Genomic DNA, 17,951 nt, shown 5'->3' with positions numbered 1-17,951 from the left:
TGAATGAGCACTGCTCCGTTGTTGTCCGAGGGCGAGGGCCGTCGAACGCATTCCTCCGGAGCGGACGGCCGGGAGCGAGGCCGTCGCCCGTTCGTCCGCAGGCTCCTGCTGGGCGCGGGCGGGACCCTCGTGGCGGCGGCCGGGGCCCTGGTCGCCGTCGGGTGCTTCCTCGGGCTCTACGTACGGCCCACGTCGGACGACTGGTGCGCCGCCTGGAAGTCCCGTGACATGGGAGTCCTCGGCATCTCGTCCGATTTCTACACGACCCAGAACGGCCGGATCACCAACGCCCTCCTGAGCGGCATCGTCTACGGCGACGGACTCGGCGGAGTCAAGGTCCTGCCGACCGTCATAGCCGTCGCGTTCACGCTGGGTCTGGTTCTCCTCGGGTGCCGGTTCGTCCGGTTCCTCGGTGGAAGACCCCCGATGCTGACCCTGTTCGCCTGCGCCCTGGCCGTCCAGGCACTGCTCTACTACGCCGGAACGCGCAGTTATCAAGTACTGCTGTGGGCTCCTGCCACCATTTCCCACACCCTTCCCAGCGTCATCGGGGTGTGGGCGCTCCTGCTCGGCATCTGGACGGTTCGCCAATCCCGTGCCGCCGTACGTGCAGGCGGCTTTGCCGCTGCATTCCTCATCGCGTCCGGGCTCGGCACCCTGAGCGAACCGTTCGCACTCGTCAGCGGTCTGCTCGCGGCCGGCGCCGGCCTGCTGGCCCTGCCCCGCCTCAAACTGGCTCAGACCTGGCGCCCGTTCACCTGGTGCGCGCTCTGGTGCTCCGGACTCGTGTGCGGTCTGATCGTGCTCTACACCTCCCCGGGCGCCCGGTGGCGCCGTGCCCAGCAGCCGGACGGGGAGTCCGTGCTCTCCGCGGGCGAACTCAGGGGCACCTTCGAGGGCTGGCTGCACATGTGGGACTCCGTCACGGGCCAGTGGGCCTATCTGGGAGCCGCCGCCGTCGGCGTCCTCCTCGGCTGGGGAGCAGGCCTCCGGGCGCCCGCGCTCGGGCCGCGGGAGTGGCAATGGCGCCGGTCCGCCCCGCGGAGCATGCTGATCGCCGTGTTGCTGCTCCCCGTGCCGGTGGTGGTGCTGGGGTCGTTCGCCGTGGTGCTTGGCCTGCGCAGCGGCTACGGTCCGAGCGGGTGGACGTACGCCCGCACCTGGACGAACTACCTCGTGCCGATGGTGCTGGCGCTGTGCGTCTACGGCGCCCTGCTGGGGGAGTGGACCGGCCGGTTCCTGGCCCGCCGGCGCGCCTCCGTCCCCGTCGTTGCGGCCGGCATCGTGGCCGCCGGCGGCCTGGCGCTGGCCGCGCTGGCCGTACTCGTCCCGAGTGTCCAGCAGCTCACCACGGCCACGGTCACCCGTGCCGCGGCCTGGGACGCGCAGAACTCCCGCATCCGGACCGAGGCCGCGCAGGGCGCCACGGACATCGGATACCGGCCCCTGTACATCGGGGGCCTGGCCGAGCCCTTCTTCACGTCCGACCACACGCGGGACTGGGTCGCCGCATGTGTCTCGAAGTGGTACGGCATCGACCGGATCCACCGCCTCTGAGCGGGTGTTCTGCGGAGGCCGGACGGGCAGTGCCCCGGCTCCGGACCAGTCGGCAACCGCTCCTCGTCGGTGGCCGGCGCGGCCGAAGCGTGCGGTTCGATCATCACCGCGCCGCTCGCCCGCCCCGTCCCCGCCGACGATCCGTGCCCCAGCACCGACCCCGTCGTGTGCCGCATCCGCGTCCTGCCGATGGACGAGAAGGTCGAGGCCCAGCGGACCCGGATGAGCTACCACGAGCTCCTCGAGGACATGCACCGCACGGAGGCCGACATGCGGGCGACCGGGGCCACCGACGAGGAGATCGCCCGGGAGCTGGTCGACATGCGCAACCAGGCCAAGGCGATCACCCGGGCCGGCATGACCCCGGAGGAGGTCCGCATCCTGGAGGAGCGGAACATCGCCAAGTACGGCAACCCGCTCGGCCCCACCGCGGACCAGCTCTACGCCAAGTACGGATCCTGGCAGCAGGTCATCGACGCCTCGATGCGGACCAGTTACGCCGTCGACCGCGAACTCAGCCTCGAGTACCGGCCCTGCCCGGTCTGAGGAGTGCCCGACAGGCCGAGCAGGCCGGCCGCATTGGTGTCGAGGACCATCGTGGCCTCCTCCCGGGTGAGCCCGGCGTCGGCGATGTAGTCCACGGCCCGTAGGAAGACCTCCCCGTCCTCGTACGGGAAATCCGTACCGAGGACGAGGCGGTCCGCCCCGAAGGTCGCCGCCGCTGCCGCCAGCGCCGGTGCGTGCACGTGGCTGACCGTGTCGTACCAGAGGCGGCCGACGGCCACCGAGGGGAGTTCGGGCGTCCCCGGGGATTCGAACGCCAGATGGTCGTCGAGCCGGCGGGGCAGCAGTGGCAGGGCCCCGCCCAGGTGTGAGCCCAGGATCCGCATTCCCGGATGGCGTGCGGGTATGCCCGCGAGGATGAGGTGCATGAGGGCCACCGTGTCCTCGACCGGCGCCCCGACCATCCAGGTCATGCCGTGCTCGGTGATCAGCGGGCTGCCGGCTCCCTCCCCGGCCGGGTGGATGCACAGGACGGCGCCGCGCCGGTCGAGCTCCTCGTAGACGGGGCGGAAGAGCGGGTCGTCGAGGGTGTGGCCGAGCACGGTCGTGGTCACGCCGACCCCGACCGCGCCGAGGTCGTCGAAGGCGTGGGCGATCTCGCGCAACGCCGCATCGACGTGGGGGAGGGGCAGTGCGGCGAAGGCCCGGAAGCGCCCGGGGAACCGGGCCACCAGCTCCGCGTACGACTCGTTCGCCGTACGGGCGACCGCCACGGCGTCGGACTCCCTCGCCAGGTGCCGGGACTGCGGTGCCACGGAGAGCACCTGCAGGTCGATGCCCGCCCGGTCCATCAGCGCGAAACGGTGGTCGAGATCGGCCCCGGTCGCGTCGGCGCCGATCCCGCGCTGGGTACCCGTATCGGCCTTCCCCAGCCGCTCGAGGCGGTCGAGGTACTCCGCGGTCCACAGGTGGGCGTGCACGTCGATGCGCAGGGGGCTCACCCTTCGATGGAACGCCTCCCGCACGGTGCGGGCCAGTCGGGGGCAGGGTGCCGGGCCAGGGTGCCGGCCCACGGACCGCGGCCGTCGCCGCGAACGTCGCGGTGTGGGTGCTGGGCTCGTTCGTGGTCGAACCCACCGGCCTGGACGACCTGACCGCCGCCTCCGGAGCCGACGAGCCGCCCGCCAACTCGCCCTGTCAGGAGGGGCCCTGATCGTGGTCCTGGCGGGCTGGCCGGCCGTGGCCGGGAAGGTGCGGGCGGGCCGCCCTCGCCCGACGCGGGGTGCGGCGGCCCGTCAGCGCCGGCGTGCGGGGCCGGGTGCTGACGGGCGCCGGGGTGGTCAGCGCGGTTGCGGGGCCTCCGTGGTCTGGGCCTGGGGCGGCCGGGCCGGCTGGCCGGGGCCGCCCTGGGGGGCGACGAAGTCCTTGCTGCGGATGAGGGCGAACGCCAGGACACCGCCCACCAGCGCCACGATGCCGCTGACGACCAGCAGGTCGTTCATCGACGTCGCGAAGCCGGCCTGGACCGCCTGCTCCACCTGTCCCCGCAACTCCGCCGGGGCCGAGGCGATCGCCTGGCCGGGAGAGCCCATGCGGATGGAGTCCGCGATCCGGTCGCTCTGCCCCTGCAGTGCGGGGATGCTGTCGAGCCGGTCCCGCAGCGCCTCGTGGAGCGAGGAGGTGAAGAGCGAGCCGTACACGGCGATGCCGACGGCGATGCCGACCTGCCGGAAGGTCTGGTTCACACCGGAGGCCATTCCGGCGCGCCACACCGGGACGACACCGATCGCGGTCGAGGCCAGCGGCGGGTTGACCATGCCGGCCCCGATGCCCGTGACGATGAACCCCGGGATGAGGTGCGTCCAGTCGGAGCCGGCGGACACACCCGTCATGAGCAGGAGGCCGATCCCCACGATGACCAGCCCGGGGCCGATCAGCCACCGGGTCGGGACCTTGCTCATCAGGCGGCCTGCCGCCATGGCGGCGACGAGCGTGCAGCCGGAGCTGACCAGGAGCCGGGCGCCGGTGCCCATCGCGCTGTAGCCGAGGTCGTTCTGCAGGTACAGCACGAGGTAGATGAACATCGCGAACAGTGAGGCGTTCATCGCGAAGGCAGCGATCGAGCCGCCGAGGAAGGTCGGGGTGCGCAGCAGCTTCAGGTCGAACATCGGCTCGGACACGCGCGATTCGATCACCGCGAACGCCACGAGGAACACCGCGGCCAGGCCGAAGCAGATCAGCACGCCCTGCTCGCCCCATGCCGTGTCGCTCGCCCTGATCAGGGCGTACACCAGGCTGAACAGGCCCGCCGTGAGCGGCACGATGCCCAGCCAGTCGATCTTGGAGGCGCGCGGCGGACGGGACTCGTCCACCAGGCGGAGGGTGATGAAGATCGCGGCGATGCCGATCGGCAGGTTCACCAGGAAGATGCCGCGCCAGCTGATCCCGCTGGTGATCACACCGCCGAGCACCGGGCCGAGCGCGGTGGCGACACCCGCGACGGCACCCCAGATGCCGAAGGCCGAGCCCCGCTCCCTGCCCTGGAACGTGCCGGCGAGCAGCGCCAGGGAGGTGGCGAACAGGATCGCGCCACCGATTCCCTGCACCGCGCGGGACAGGATCAGCATCAGCTGGTCCTGCGCGATGCCGCACAGCAGCGATCCCGCGGTGAAGACCGCCAGTCCGATGACGAACAGGCGCCGCCTGCCGTACAGGTCGGCCAGGGAGCCCGAGGTGAGCAGGAGCGCCGCCAGGCTTAACGCGTAGGCATCCGTTGTCCATTGCAGGCCGCTGAAGCTCGCGTCCAGCGAGTGCTGGATGTCGGGGAGCGCGACCGCCACGATCGTGACGTCCAGCAGCAGCATGAACGTGGCGGCGCACACCACCAGCAGCGTCCACCATTGGCGTTTCATTGTTGAGAGCCCTCCTCGGTTCGTAACTCTTGTTCGATCAGCCCTAGTTGAACGAGCGCACGGATGCTAGCATCCTAGTATGCGTGCAGAAGTAAAGCAGTTCAACGTCTACTTGCCGGTGGAACTCATCCGGCAGATCAAGCACCATGCAATCGAGAACGAGTCGTCGCTCTCGGCCCTGGTCGCCGAGGCGTTGCGCACGTATCTCGCCGTCCACGAGCAGGAACCGCGGAAAGGAAAGCAGGCATGAGCACCGAAGGTGTCGAAGGCGTGTACCTCGAGACCCATAACTGGGGCAAGGCGGCCAAGTTCTTCCAGTCGCTGGGCTACAACGTCGAGTTCGCGACCGAGGAAGGCTCGGGGATGCTCCGCAACGGGGACGGCCCCTACCTGCTGCTCGCCGAGATCCCCGAGGACCAGAAGCCCGACTTCCAGGTCGTGCTGCGGGTGGGGGACGCCGGCGAGTTCGCGGTCGACCCGTCCGTCGAGGTGGTCGCGCCGTTCGAGGAGACCCACTACGGAACGCAGGAGATGAAGGTGCGCGACCCCGACGGGCGCGTCTGGAGCCTCCAGGCGCCGCTCAAGAAGTAGGTGCGGGGCAGCTGTCCTCATGTGCCACATGGTCCGCCTCTTCGGCGCAGCAGCCGACGAAGAGGCGGACTATTCGTCAACTCGGGGGCGGGGCGGCCCGTTGACCTGACAGACCCGCGGTATTTTTCCCCGTACGGCTCCGCACCGGCTTCCATGCTGCACTCCGTCGGCCACACCACCACTCGGCACACCCGGCTGTTCGAATTCCGGGCCGACGCGGGCAGGCCACGTTACGGAGATTGCGGATGTCTGAGCAGAAGAACACGGCGGAATTGCTGGTCATCGGTACCGGGGTGATCGCGATGTCCGTTGCCTACCACTGCGCGGAAGCGGGCGTTGACGTCGTCGTGCTGGGACGGGATCAGCCCGGTGCCACCGCGACGCAGACCGCAGGCGCATTTCGCACCTATTTTCCCGGGCGCGTGTACGACTCCGAACTGGTGGCGCGCAGCCTGGCCGATTTCCGTTCGTTCGGCGCCGCCACGGGAGCCGATCTCGAGGTGACGGAGACCGGGATGCTCGTGGTGGCGGCCACCGCGGACGAGGCGGCCGAGCTGCTGGCGGAGGTGCCCGACCAGCGCGAGGCCGGCGTGCAACTGGAGCTGCTGACCGCGGCGCAGGCCGTCGAGCGCAATCCCTGGCTGGACCCGGCCGGCGTCGAAGCGGCGGTCTGGTGCCCGCAGATGATCCGCCTCAGGGCGGACGAGGTGCTCCGGGGCTACACCGAGGGCGCACAGAAGCACGGTGCGCGCCTGGTCACCGGCGCCACCGTGACCGGGCTGGACGCGTCCACCGGCCACGTCGCCACCACGGCGGGCGATTTCACCGCACAGGCGATCGTCCTCGCGGACGAGCACGGCAGCGGTGACATCGCCGGGCTGGCCGGACTCGAGCTCCCGGTGTGGGGCCAGTTCGCCGAGCTGTTCCACACCGACCCGGTCGGCGACGGCGACGTCGCGTCGCCGTTCACCTTCCACCCCGCGGCCGGACTGAAGACGATGGGGATGGGGCCGTCCTTCCTGGTGGGCCTCGAGCGCTTCTCCCGGCAGCCGGGCATGCGGGACATCTGGCACGAGGCGGCCATGGACGAGGTGGCGCAGCGGTACCCGCGACTGCGGGACGTCACGCTGCACAGCGCATGGACCGGAACCCTCGACGTCACGCCCTCCAGGAGCGCCCTCATCGGCAGGGCGGGCGGCCGGCACGAACGGATCCTCTTCGCCACCGGCTTCACGGGCCACGAACTCGGCCAGGCACCGGCCACCGGCAAGATCATTCGGGACCTGCACCTCGGCCGGCACCCCGGCGTCGACATCACGCCGTTCTCGCTCGCCCGCAACGGGGCGTAACCCGCCCGGACTCCACCCCCTGCGCCGTTGCCGGCCGGGGTCTGCTCACATGGCCGCCGCACTGTCCACAGTGCGGCGGCCATGTGTTTTTCCGGCGCGACTCCGCGGAATTCTACATTTCTGGAATCGGAATTCCAAATTCCTGGAATGCGGCGGGTCGCCTGAAGTGACAGACAATTGGCAATATGACAAACAAGCGGCCCCTGTCGACCGGCTGAATGCTGTTGTTCATATATTCAAATCACGACGGCATCGCGCCCGTCGCTCGTATTCCAACCCCGATTAGAGGTAGGAGCACAATGCGGCAAATCGAGATCTCCTGGGAGCCGATCGGCGCCAAGGTTCGCGTCACTCTCCTCGAGGGACGCAACGCAGAACTTGTGGAGCCGTTGTGGGCGGCATTGCCGTACACGACCCTTCAGGGGCATGCGCTCGTGGCCGGCGACTGCATGTACCACGTACCGCCGGCGCACGACTTGCTGCACGCGGTTCCGGATTACAAGGTGAATCGCAAGATCCAGCCCAACGGCACGGTGTTCCTTTCCCCCGTGCAGCACCTGACCATCAAGTACGGCGAGCTCACCGAGCCGATGCCGACCTCGCCGATCGGCCACGTCGTGCCGGAGGACGTCGACCTGCTGCCGAAGATCGGTCAGCTGGTCTGGGAATCCGTCCACGGCAACGGTGTGCCCGTGATCGCCCACGTGCGGCGGGTGGACGGGCCGGCCGGCCAGGGCGTGCAGCGGCTCGCCGCCGAGTCCGAGCTGGTCCGCGAGCTGATCGAGAAGATCGCCGCGGAGACCGAGCGGGTGCTGGTCGACCCGACCGACGAACTGGTGGACATCCACGAGGGCAAGTCCCGGGGCACCTCCGGCGCCGGGACGAAGAACTCGGTCCTGACGACCCTCGTCGCCGTGAACGGCGAGACGCGGCCGCTCGGCTACGTGAACTACACCACCCTCGTGCGGGCCGGCCGGAAGATCGACATGCCGTTCCCGTCGCTGATCGAGCTCGCCAAGATCCTGCTGGTGAAGCCCACCGAATTCCTGGGCTACTGCGGAATGAACACCCTCTGGGACATCACCAAGGAGGTGGTCGCCGCACTCGACGTCATCACCACCCGTGAAGAATTCGTCGCCCTGATGGCGCAGATGGCGACGTACGTCAATGCACTCGGTGCGTGGAATCTGCAGCTGTTCCCGTGGGACCTCACGGGAGACGAGTGGACCTACCGTCCGAACGTTGCGAGGAGCACGAATGTCTGAGCAGAAGAACACGGCGGAAATGCTGGTCATCGGCGGAGGGGTGATCGGCACTTCAATCGCCTACCACGCGGCCAAGGCGGGCATCGACGTAGTCCTCCTGGAAAAGAACCAGTTCGGCGCCGCGACCACGTCCCAGACGGCGCGCGCATTCCGTACCTATTTCCCCCGCAAGCCGCACGACTCCGAGCTGGCGACGCGCAGCCTCGCCGAATTCAAGCAGTTCTCCGAGACCATGGGCGTCGACCTCGGGCTGCAGGACCTGGGCCTGCTGACGATCCTGACCAGCCCGCAGCAGGTGGCCGAGCTGGAAGCGGACCTGGCCGACCACCGCGAGGCCGGAGCGGCCGTCGAAATGGTCACCGCCGCGCGGGCGGTCGAGCTCAACCCCTGGCTGGACCCCGACACGATCGAGGCCGCGGTCTGGAACCCGGCCACCTACCGCATCAAGCCGGAGGCGATCGTCCAGGGCTACGTCGAGGGCGCGAAGCAGCACGGCGCACGACTCTTCTCCAACGTTGCCGTGACCGGGCTGGACAGCGACAGCGGCGTGGTCAGCACGACGGCGGGCGACTTCACCGCCCAGTCGATCGTCATCGCGGCCGGACCGCTGAGCGGCGACGTCGCCAAGCTGGCCGGCCTGGACCTGCCGGTGTGGGGGCAGTTCGCCGAGCTGCTGCACTCCGACGCGATCCGCACCGACCGTGACGTGCACAACCTGCCGTTCACCTTCCACCCCGTGTCCGGGCTGAAGACGATGGGCATGGGCAAGGCCTTCCTCGTCGGCCTGGAGCGCATATCCAAGCAGGACGGGCTGCGGGACATCTGGTACCAGGCGGCCGTCGACGAGCTGCCGAAGTGGTACCCGGAGCTCGAGGGCGTCAAGCTCTACAGCGCGTGGACCGGAAGCCTGGACGTCACGCCGACGAAGTCGGCCATCATCGGCAAGGGCACCGGCAAGCACGAGCGGATCTTCTTCGCCGCCGGCTTCACCGGCCACGGACTGGCACAGGCACCCCTCGCCGGCCAGATCATCCGTGACCTCTACCTCGGCCACAACCCGAACGTCGACCTCACCCCGTACTCGCTGGGCGTCAACCTGGCCCGGCTCGAGGCCTTCTGACCAGGTCAGTCTCGCGGCGGGCGGTGTCCCCACGGCCCGCCCGCCGCATTTCCGAGAGGTGTAGACGATGCCGCCGGTAGAAACATCGACCGCACAATGGCTCGGCGAGGCGCCGACGCCACTGAACCCCGACACCGCTTTCAACGGCTTCATCTGCGCGCACGTGCTGCACGCACTGGAGCGCCTCGGTCTGTTCCGCACACTGCAGGACGACGGCTCCGCCGAAGTGGCCCCGTTCTGCCGGGAGAACGGCCTGGACGAGGCCGTCTTCCGATCCCTGATCCGCGCCGCGGAGTCCTTCGGGTACCTGGAGGCGCACGGCGACCGCGTCCGGGCGACCCGGACCGGTGAGGAGGCCCGCCAGAAGCTGGGCTTCTTCACCTGGGGCGTCGGCGGGTACCACGACGTCTTCGCGAACGCCGCCTCCGTCGCCCGCGGGGAGCGCCGCTTCGGCGTCGACCTCCACCGCGACGAGGGGATGGTGGCCCTCGGCTCGGCGCAGGCGGACACCGCCCTCATGCGGCACATCCTGGACGAGGAGATCTCCCGGCTTGACTTCACGACGCTCGTCGACCTCGGCGCCGGCGTCAGTGAGCGGGTCTCCCGGCTGGTCCAGGCCCGCCCCGGAAGCCGGGGGCTCGGTATCGACATCAGCAAGTCCGCCACCGAGCTCGGGGCCGACACCGTCGACCGGTACGGCCTCAAGGGCACCGTCGAGCCCGTGTGCGCGGACGTACTCGACATCCTGTTCAACGGGCAGCGGATCGACGGCGCCGACGAAGCCGACGTCGTGATGAGCTTCATGTTCCTGCACGACCTGCTGGTCGACCCGACCCGCCGCGACGAGGTGATCCCCCGGCTGCGTGCGGCCTTCCCCAAGGCCAACACGTTCCTGCTGGGCGACACCACGGTGCGCCCGCGGGGCGGCGAGAGCACCCTGCCCGTGTTCTCCAGCGGATTCGAACTGGCCCACGCCCTGATGGGCGTCCCCATCTACACGCGTGAGCAGTACGAGGAACTCTTCGACAAGGGAGGCATGCACCTCCGACGCGCGGTGCCCTTCGGCGCGCCGCACACCTACCTCTTCGTGCTGGAGGCAGCGTGAGCCGCACGGCCACCCCCGAAATCGTCTCCGACCTTCCCATCCCGCTCGCGGTGGCGGGGCACCACCAGCCCGCGCCGTTCTACCTCACGGCGGACATGTTCGGCGGGATGCCGGTGCAGATCGCGGGCGGTGAGCTCAGCACGCTCGTGGACAAGCCGGTGGCCGCACCGCACACCCACGAGGTCGACGAGATCTACTTCCTCGTCTCGCCGCTTCCCGGGCAGGCGCGCATCGAGGTCCACCTCGACGGGGTCCTTCACGAACTGACCTCGCCGGCGGTGATGCGCATACCGGCGGGCAGCGAGCACTGCTTCGTCACCAAGGAGGCAGCGGTGGGGAGCTACTGCTTCGGGATCCTGTTGGGATCCCAGCTGTGAGTGCGCCCGCCCGGCCGGAGCCGAAGGTCTACAACACCAGCGTGCCGGATGCGGACACGATGGTGCGGTTGCACCTGAGCGAGAGCCCCTACGGGGCGAGTCCGGCGGCCGTCGCCGCGGCGGCCGGAGCACTGGAACGGGTCAACCGCTATCCCGCGCCGCAGAGGGAGGGCCTCGTCAAGGCCCTCGCCGTCCACTGGGGCGTGTCCGAGGACCAGATCGCCGTCGCCAACGGCAGCGACGAGCTGGTGCTGGCGACCGCGTTGACGCTCGGTGACCTCTCGCGGCCCGGACTGGTCGCCGCCGGTACGTTCCCCGGCTACCCGGAATCCCTGGAACGCATCGGCCGCGGGGCCGTGGCCCTCCCCCTGCGGGACGGCGCCCTCGACGTCAAGGAGTTCGCGAACGCACTACCGGAGCACGGCATCGGATACGTGTGCAATCCGCACAACCCGTCCGGAACCGCACTTCCGGAGGAGGCGTACGCCACTCTGATCGACGCGGCGCAGGCCAGCGGGGTGCCGCTGGTCTTCGACGAGGCGTACCAGGAGTTCAGCGACCCGGGCCTGCCGCAGACGAGGGACTTCCTCGAGCGGGGCGCCCCGGTGGTGGCGCTGCGCACCTTCTCCAAGGCGTACGGCCTGGCGGCCCTGCGGATCGGCTATGCCGTCGGCCGAGCCGATCTCATCGCCGAAGTCCGCCGGACGCTGAACGTCCTTCCGTTCAGCGTCAACCGGGTCGCACAGGCCGGAGCACTGGCCGCGCTCGCCGACCAGCAGTTCCTCGGCGAGATCCGCGAGGGCACCGCGCAGCGGCGTGAGTGGTTCACCGCTGAGCTGGAGCGGCGCGGGTACCGGTACCTCCCGTCGGTGACGAACTTCGTCGCCGTCCGGGTCGACGCCTCGCGGGAGGCACAGGACGCCCTCGCCAAGGAGTACGGGATTCTCGTACGGGACACCGGCCTGTTCGGCTTCCCCGGCCACCTGCGCGTATCGCTCGGCACGGAGGAGGAGCTGCGCAGCTTCCTCGACGCACTCGACAAGATCACCGCCGGCAAGTAATCGAAGATCACGGAGGTCAGGAATGGTCAAAGCAATCCCGGACGGGTACGCGGAGCTGACGGCCTATCTGTCCGTCGACGGCGCGAGCGAGGCGATCGCCTTCTACACCGAGGCCTTCGGTGCGAAGGAACTGGCCCGCTCCACCGCCCCCAACGGCAAGATCATGCACGCACAGATCCAGATCGGCGGCACGATCGTGATGCTGTCCGACGAGCTGCGGGAAGCCGGCCTGCTCGGCCCCCACTCCGTCGGCGGTACACCGGTCACGCTGTACCTGTTCGTCGAGGACGTCGACGCCACCTTCGCCCGTGCCCTGCGGGCCGGGGCGAAGCAGCAGCGAGAAGTCCAGGACCACTTCTTCGGCGACCGGGCGGGCCAGGTCATCGACCCGTTCGGCCACCGGTGGACGATAGCCACCCACATCGAGGACGTGTCCCCGGACGAGTTCGAGCAGCGTGCCGCGGCGCACATGCGCAAGGCAGCCGGCTGACCGGCAGCGACGGGGCGAGCCGGCCCTGCGCCCCACCGGGGGGCGCAGGGCCGGACCCGCGTCAGGCGGAGGTCCGGCCGCGGCGCGCGGGCTCGCCGTTCGTGGGCGGGTACGCGGGCTTCGCCGGTGTCGCCAGCCGCGCGGGCGGCGAGGGCAGCGGCGGGAGGGCCGGCTCGTACAGCCAGGCCGAGAACAGGTCGTCCAGCGACTCGCCCGTATAGCGGGCCACGTGCTGCGTGAAGCCCGCGGTGGTCACCACACCGTGGCGGTGCACGGTCGCCCAGTCGCGCAGCATGCGGAAGAACGCGCCGTCACCCAGGGCGCAGCGGATCGCGTGCACGACCAGACCCCCGCGCTGGTACAGGCGGTCGTCGAACATCAGCTTGCGGCCCGGGTCGACCAGCCGCAGGTCCTGCGGCTGCGAGGCCAGCAGCCGGTGCGCCGCGGCCGCCAGCGCATGCGCGGTGCGGCCACCGGAACGCTCCGACCAGAGCCACTCGGCGTACTTCGCGAAACCCTCGTTCAGCCAGATGTGCCGCCAGTCGGCGATGGTCACGCTGTTGCCGAACCACTGGTGCGCGAGCTCGTGGGCGATGAGGCGCTCCGAACCGCGCCCGCCGTCCACGTGGTTGGCGCCGAACAGGGAGAGCCCCTGGGCCTCCACCGGCACGTCGAGTTCCTCGTCGGCGACGACCACCGCGTACTCGCCGAAGGGGTAGGGCCCGAACAGCTCCTCGAACAGCTGCATCATGGCGGGCTGCCGGGCGAAGTCGCGGGAGAACTGCGGCAGCAGGTGCGCCGGTACGTGGGCGCTCTGCGGGACGCCGCCGAGCCCGGGATCGCCGAGCAGCACCGTCTGGTACACGCCGATGGACAGCCCGACCAGATAGCTGGAGGTCGGCGCGGACTGCTCGTACACCCATGTGGTCGTGCTGGCCCTGGTCGTCCTGGTGAGCAGCCGGCCGCCGGCCACCACCGTGTAGGCGGACGGGGTGTTGATCGAGATCTGGTACGAGGCCTTGTCGGCGGGCCGGTCGTTGCACGGGTACCAGGAGGGCGCGCCGACCGGCTGGCTGGCCACCAGCGCGCCGTCGCTCAGCTCCTCCCAGCCGAGGCCGCCCCAGGGGCTGCGGACCGGCTTCGGGTTGCCCGCCCAGTGCACCTCCACCGTGAAGGCGGCGCCGGCGGGCAGCGGCTTGGCCGGCCGGATGCGGAGCTTTCCGCCCCGGTGGGTGTAGTGCGGCGCCCGGCCGTTCACCAGGACCCGGCCTATTTTGAACTCGGCCAGGTTCAGGTGGAACTCGGTGAGCGGCGCCCGCCCGGCGATCGCGCTGACCCGGGCCGTCCCGGCCAGCCGGTTGGGGCCGGGCCGGTATTCCAGAGCGAGTTCGTACCGGTGCACGCGGTAACGGGGATCGCCGTTGGCCGGAAAGTACGGGTCCGATACCGCTGTCTTCTGGCCGTTCATGCCGCTTCCGCTCCCTGCGCTGTGCCCGGGCCCTGTCAGGTCCGCCATGCTTCGATCGGGTTGCCCAGCCAACGGGTGTCGGCGGGGACGGATTCCCCGGCCATCACGAGGGAGGCGGGACCCAGTGTGCTGTGGGCACCGACCGTACTCCCGGGCAGGACGATTCCGCCCGGTCCCAGGGTGGCGCCCTCACGGAGGACCACAGTATCCGTCCTCAAGATCCGGTCGTGGAAGAGGTGTGTCTGCAACACGCACCCGCGGTTCACGCTGACCGCATCGCCCAGCACCACCAGGTCCGACTCGGGCAGCCAGTAGCTCTCGCACCACACGCCCCGGCCGATCCGCGCCCCGAGCCCGCGCAGCCACAGGTTCAGCAGCGGCGTACCGGGCACCGGTCCGGCCAGCCACGGCACGGCCAGCACCTCGACGAAGGTGTCGGCCAGCTCGTTGCGCCACACGAAACTGCTCCACAGCGGGTGCTCGCCCGCCCGGTGCCGGCCCACGAGCAGCCACTTCGCGGCCACGGAGACCGCGCCCGCGGCCAGACCGGCGGTCAGCAGGACCGCTCCGGACAGCAGCGCGGCCTCCCAGGTGCCGAGCCTGTTCGCCGTGCTCAGGGCGCAGAGCGCCGCCACGGTCAGGACGGCCAGCGCGGCCGAGCAGAACACCGGGACGAGCCGGCACAGCTCCACCAGCCCGCGCGCCCACAGCAGCCGCGCGGGCGGGTCGTACGTCCGGCTGTGGTCGGCGTCGGCGGCGGACCGCGGCAGCCGGACCGGCGGCAGGCCCAGGTACGAACTGCCCTTCTTGGCCTTCTTCGGGGTCGCCGACAGCACGCCGACCAGCCCGTCGTCCGGCACGGTGCGGCCCGGCGCGGTCATGCCGGAGTTGCCGAGGAACGCCCGGCGGCCGATCTCGGAGTGGCCGATCCGCATCCAGCCGCCGCCCAGCTCGTAGGGCGCGGTCAGGGTGTCGTCGGCGAGGAACGCGCCTTCGCCGACGGTGGTGAGGCTAGGCAGCGCGAGCACGGTGGACACCTCCGCGCCCCGGCCGATCTTCATGCCGAGCAGCCGCAGCCACACCGGTGTGATCAGCCCGGCGTACAGGGGGAAGAGCGTCTCCCGGGACAGGTCCATCAGCTGGGTGACGGTCCAGGCCTGCCAGCCGACCCGGCTGTGCGTCGGATGGGTACCGGTGCGCAGCCCGAGGCTGAGCAGACGTACGGAGACCAGCAGGAGCAGCGCGTACGTGAACCCGTACGCGAGCGCCCCGGGCACCACGGCGAGCAGGGCTCCGCGCAGTGCCTCCACCAGCCCGGCACCGGCGGGCACGAACCGGCTCACCACGAGCAGCGCGGGCAGGGTGGCGAGCACGGGCAGGGCCGTGAGGCCGAAGCCCGCAGCCCCGTACGCGGCCCGCCAGGGGAGCCCGCGCGGCGGACGCTCCCTGGGCCAGTTCCGCTTGGCCCTGCCGAGCTTCACGGCGGGCGCGCCGGCCCAGCGCTGCCCGGTCGGAATCTGCCCGACCACGGCGGAGCCGGGGGCCACCTCGGCCCGCTTGCCGACCCGCGCACCGGGGAACAGCATGCTGCGGGTGCCGACCACCGCGCCCGCGCCGACCTTGACCGGGCCGATCTCGAGCCGGTCCCCGTCCAGCCAGTGCCCGCAGAGGTCCACCTCGGACTCCACGGCGCAGCCGCGGCCGAGCTTGAGCATGCCCGTCACCGGCGGCAGCGAGTGCAGGTCCACCTCGGGGCCCACCTTGGCGCCGAGCGCCCGCGCGTACCGCTCCAGCCAGGAGCCGGTGAGCGCCGTCGCGCCCACGTACTCGGCCAGCCGCTCCGCCGTCCACAGCCTCAGGTGCACGCTTCCGCCGCGCGGGTAGCGCCCCGCCTTCACCCCGCGCAGCAGCAGCCTCGCACCGCCGGCCGCGATGGCGAGCCGGCCCGGCGGGCTGAAGAGCAGCGCCGCACCGGGGAGGACGAACCACCACGAGGCGGTCGGTGCCCACGGATACGCGCCGAACCAGTGCAGTGCGTTGCCCAGGGCCAGCAGCGCCACCGTCCAGCGCAGACCGACCAGAGTGAACAGGGGCAGCAGCAGGAGCGACTGCACCACCTTGGCCCGCAGCGGAACGGGCGCGACGGTCCGGGCGGCGTCGTCGTCCCGTACGGACTTCTCCAGCCGTCGGGCCAGCTTGCGCAGGGTGGGCTGCTGGTAGATGTCGAGGACGGCCGCCCGCGGGTAGCGGGTGCGCAGCCGGGTGGTGAGCTGCGCGGCGGCGAGGCTGCTGCCGCCGATCGCGAAGAAGTCGTCGGCGGGGCCGGCGACGGCCACCCCGAGGGTCTCGCTCCACTGCTCGGCGAGCCAGGCCTCGGTGCCGTACAGCTGCTCTGCCGGGCCCGTGGTCTCCAGCTCGGGCAGCGGCCAGGGCAGCGCGTCGCGGTCCACCTTGCCGGAGGTGCGGGTGGGCAGCTCGTCGACCGGCGCGAGCAGGGGTACGAGGGCCGCGGGCAACTCGGCGCGCAGCCGCTCGACGGCCGCCGCGTGGTCCCAGCCCTCTTGGGCGACCAGGTAGCCGACGAGCAGCTGGTTGCCGCTGCGCGCCGTACGGACGGCCGCGGCGGCGCCCGCGACGCCCGGCAGGGCCTGGAGCGCGGCGTCCACCTCCCCCAGCTCGATCCGGCGGCCGCCGAGCTTGATCTGCTCGTCGCTGCGGCCGAGGAAGACCAGGCCCTCGGGTTCCGCACGCACCAGGTCGCCGCTGCGGTAGGCGCGCTCCCAGCCGAGGGACTCCAGGGGGGCGTACTTCTCGGCGTCCTTCTCGGGGTCGAGGTAGCGGGCCAGGCCGACGCCGCCGATCACGAGCTGGCCGCTGCCGCCCATCGGCACCGGCTCGCCGGACTCGTCGACCACGGCCAGTTCCCAGCCGTTCAGCGGGAGGCCGATCCGGATCGGCTCCTCCCCGGTCAGGAGCGAGGCGCAGGCGACGACGGTGGCCTCGGTGGGGCCGTACGTGTTCCAGACCTCGCGGCCCTCGGTGACCAGGCGCTGGGTCAGCTCGGGCGGGCAGGCCTCGCCGCCGAAGATCAGCAGCCGGACCTCGTCGAGGGTCTCGGGCTCCCAGAGCGCGGCCAGGGTCGGCACGGTGGAGACCACGGTGATCTCCTGCTCCACCAGCCAGGGGCCGAGGTCGGCGCCGCTGCGCACCTGGGAGCGCGGGACGGGCACGAGGCAGGCGCCGTAGCGCCAGGCCAGCCACATCTCCTCGCAGGAGGCGTCGAAGGCGACGGACAGGCCGGCCATGACCCGGTCGCCGGGGCCGATCGGCTCCTCGGTGAGGAACAGTGCGGCCTCGGCGTCCACGAACGCGGCGGCGCTGCGGTGGCTGACCGCGACGCCCTTGGGCTTGCCGGTGGAACCGGAGGTGAAGATGATCCACGCGTCGTGCTCGGGGCCGGGCCGCGCGGCGGACACGGCAGCGTCCGCGAGGCCGGTGGCGTCGATGCGCCCTCCGGCGCCGAGCACCGCCCGCACCCCGGCCTCGCCGAAGACCAGCTCGGCCCGCTCGTCCGGATCCTCGGCATCGACGGGCACGTAGGCGGCGCCGGCGGCGAGCACGGCGAGGATGGCCGAGTACAGCTCGTTGGTCCCGGACGGCACGCGTACGCCGACCCGGTCGCCGAGGCCCACCCCGGCGGCCTCGAGGGCGCGCCTGCGGCGTTCGACCTCGACGGCCAGCGCCCGGTAGGTCAGCCGGGCGGTGCCGTCGTCCAGGGCGAGCTCGTCCGGGAAGGCCCGTACGGAGGCCTCGAAGACGTCCACGAGGGTGCGCGCCGGGGCGGCGGGTCCGGCGCGGAACCGGGCGGATTTGCCGGACTCGTCGTGCAGGTCCCCGTCGTCGAGCAGGGTCATTTCACCGCGCTCAGGTGTGGCTGCCATCGGCCCTCGCGTCTCGGTCCCGGAAGAAGGTCCGGGTCGCCGGCGGAGCCCAGGTTTGCCCGGGTTGTTCCGGTCCAGCGCCAAACAACCGGCCAGTCTAGTGCGTCATCAAGGATTTTCCCGCTGAAGGCTTGCTCGTGGCGGAGAAGGGACGGTATGGCGGTGGCGCCCGTGACGGATGCGCCGAGTGACTGGCCGACCCCGGTGCGGG

The 17,951-nt window shown here is 71.0% G+C and carries 16 protein-coding genes; 12 read left to right on the top strand and 4 right to left on the bottom strand.

Annotated features, from left to right (window positions below; translation table 11 throughout):
* Positions 1 to 3 precede the first annotated feature (3 nt).
* Entirely contained in the window at positions 4 to 1,557 is a 1,554-nt protein-coding gene (locus ACZ5WG_RS16825; RefSeq protein WP_468723831.1) for a hypothetical protein, read from the top strand.
* A 69-nt stretch (positions 1,558 to 1,626) separates the two neighbouring features.
* Positions 1,627 to 2,103, top strand: coding sequence for a hypothetical protein (locus ACZ5WG_RS16820; protein WP_468723829.1), 477 nt, complete (start codon positions 1,627 to 1,629; stop codon positions 2,101 to 2,103).
* Here ACZ5WG_RS16820 and ACZ5WG_RS16815 read toward each other — a convergent pair.
* Positions 2,052 to 3,062: an amidohydrolase family protein gene (locus ACZ5WG_RS16815; RefSeq protein ID WP_468723828.1), complete on the bottom strand. Its 1,011-nt coding sequence runs from the start codon at positions 3,060 to 3,062 to the stop codon at positions 2,052 to 2,054. The two genes, ACZ5WG_RS16820 and ACZ5WG_RS16815, sit on opposite strands and share 52 nt — an antisense overlap.
* Positions 3,063 to 3,109: 47 nt before the next feature.
* On the opposite strand from ACZ5WG_RS16815, the gene ACZ5WG_RS16810 reads away from it, so the two are divergent.
* A complete protein-coding gene (locus tag ACZ5WG_RS16810; protein WP_468723826.1) occupies positions 3,110 to 3,274 on the top strand; it encodes a hypothetical protein in 165 nt (54 codons plus the stop codon).
* Positions 3,275 to 3,401: 127 nt separating this feature from the next.
* Here the strand turns inward: ACZ5WG_RS16810 and ACZ5WG_RS16805 are convergent, their stop codons facing one another.
* Positions 3,402 to 4,973, bottom strand: a complete 1,572-nt coding sequence (locus ACZ5WG_RS16805; RefSeq protein ID WP_468723825.1) for an MFS transporter — start codon at positions 4,971 to 4,973, stop codon at positions 3,402 to 3,404.
* 79 nt (positions 4,974 to 5,052) lie between these two features.
* Here ACZ5WG_RS16805 and ACZ5WG_RS16800 point away from each other — a divergent pair, with 79 nt between their 5' ends.
* From ACZ5WG_RS16800 to ACZ5WG_RS16760, 9 genes are all read left to right on the top strand, one after another.
* Complete coding sequence (locus ACZ5WG_RS16800) at positions 5,053 to 5,223, top strand: ribbon-helix-helix domain-containing protein (RefSeq protein ID WP_030301855.1); 171 nt, start codon at positions 5,053 to 5,055, stop codon at positions 5,221 to 5,223.
* Positions 5,220 to 5,564 carry a VOC family protein gene (locus ACZ5WG_RS16795; protein WP_266635549.1) on the top strand — a complete coding sequence of 115 codons (345 nt, stop codon included), beginning with the start codon at positions 5,220 to 5,222 and terminating at the stop codon, positions 5,562 to 5,564. The genes ACZ5WG_RS16800 and ACZ5WG_RS16795 overlap by 4 nt, the downstream gene beginning before the upstream one ends.
* Positions 5,565 to 5,809: 245 nt before the next feature.
* Positions 5,810 to 6,913 carry an NAD(P)/FAD-dependent oxidoreductase gene (locus tag ACZ5WG_RS16790; protein ID WP_468723823.1) on the top strand — a complete coding sequence of 368 codons (1,104 nt, stop codon included), beginning with the start codon at positions 5,810 to 5,812 and terminating at the stop codon, positions 6,911 to 6,913.
* Positions 6,914 to 7,212: 299 nt separating this feature from the next.
* Positions 7,213 to 8,178, top strand: a complete 966-nt coding sequence (locus ACZ5WG_RS16785) for a cucumopine synthase-related protein (RefSeq protein WP_468723821.1) — start codon at positions 7,213 to 7,215, stop codon at positions 8,176 to 8,178.
* Positions 8,171 to 9,298, top strand: a complete 1,128-nt coding sequence (locus tag ACZ5WG_RS16780; RefSeq protein WP_468723819.1) for an NAD(P)/FAD-dependent oxidoreductase — start codon at positions 8,171 to 8,173, stop codon at positions 9,296 to 9,298. Before ACZ5WG_RS16785 ends, ACZ5WG_RS16780 begins: the two co-directional genes overlap by 8 nt.
* A 67-nt stretch (positions 9,299 to 9,365) precedes the next feature.
* Positions 9,366 to 10,403 (top strand): class I SAM-dependent methyltransferase, encoded by a 1,038-nt coding sequence (locus tag ACZ5WG_RS16775; RefSeq protein ID WP_468723817.1) that lies wholly within the window; start codon positions 9,366 to 9,368, stop codon positions 10,401 to 10,403.
* Positions 10,400 to 10,780 (top strand): cupin domain-containing protein, encoded by a 381-nt coding sequence (locus ACZ5WG_RS16770; protein ID WP_266661278.1) that lies wholly within the window; start codon positions 10,400 to 10,402, stop codon positions 10,778 to 10,780. Before ACZ5WG_RS16775 ends, ACZ5WG_RS16770 begins: the two co-directional genes overlap by 4 nt.
* A complete protein-coding gene (locus ACZ5WG_RS16765; RefSeq protein ID WP_468723815.1) occupies positions 10,777 to 11,841 on the top strand; it encodes a pyridoxal phosphate-dependent aminotransferase in 1,065 nt (354 codons plus the stop codon). The genes ACZ5WG_RS16770 and ACZ5WG_RS16765 overlap by 4 nt, the downstream gene beginning before the upstream one ends.
* A 22-nt stretch (positions 11,842 to 11,863) precedes the next feature.
* Positions 11,864 to 12,331 carry a VOC family protein gene (locus ACZ5WG_RS16760; RefSeq protein WP_468723814.1) on the top strand — a complete coding sequence of 156 codons (468 nt, stop codon included), beginning with the start codon at positions 11,864 to 11,866 and terminating at the stop codon, positions 12,329 to 12,331.
* 61 nt (positions 12,332 to 12,392) lie between these two features.
* On the opposite strand, the gene ACZ5WG_RS16755 is transcribed toward ACZ5WG_RS16760, so the two are convergent.
* Both ACZ5WG_RS16755 and ACZ5WG_RS16750 read right to left on the bottom strand, forming a co-directional pair.
* A complete protein-coding gene (locus ACZ5WG_RS16755) occupies positions 12,393 to 13,799 on the bottom strand; it encodes a M1 family metallopeptidase (protein ID WP_468723813.1) in 1,407 nt (468 codons plus the stop codon).
* Positions 13,800 to 13,834: 35 nt separating this feature from the next.
* The gene (locus ACZ5WG_RS16750) at positions 13,835 to 17,740 is read right to left on the bottom strand and encodes a Pls/PosA family non-ribosomal peptide synthetase (protein ID WP_468723811.1); all 3,906 of its coding nucleotides are present in this window, start codon (positions 17,738 to 17,740) and stop codon (positions 13,835 to 13,837) included.
* Positions 17,741 to 17,951: the final 211 nt, after the last annotated feature.

The organism is Streptomyces sp. NPDC032745 (assembly GCF_055579465.1).
The sequence above is the reverse complement of the archived record's forward strand: the minus strand, read 5'-3'. Positions and strand labels throughout refer to the sequence as shown.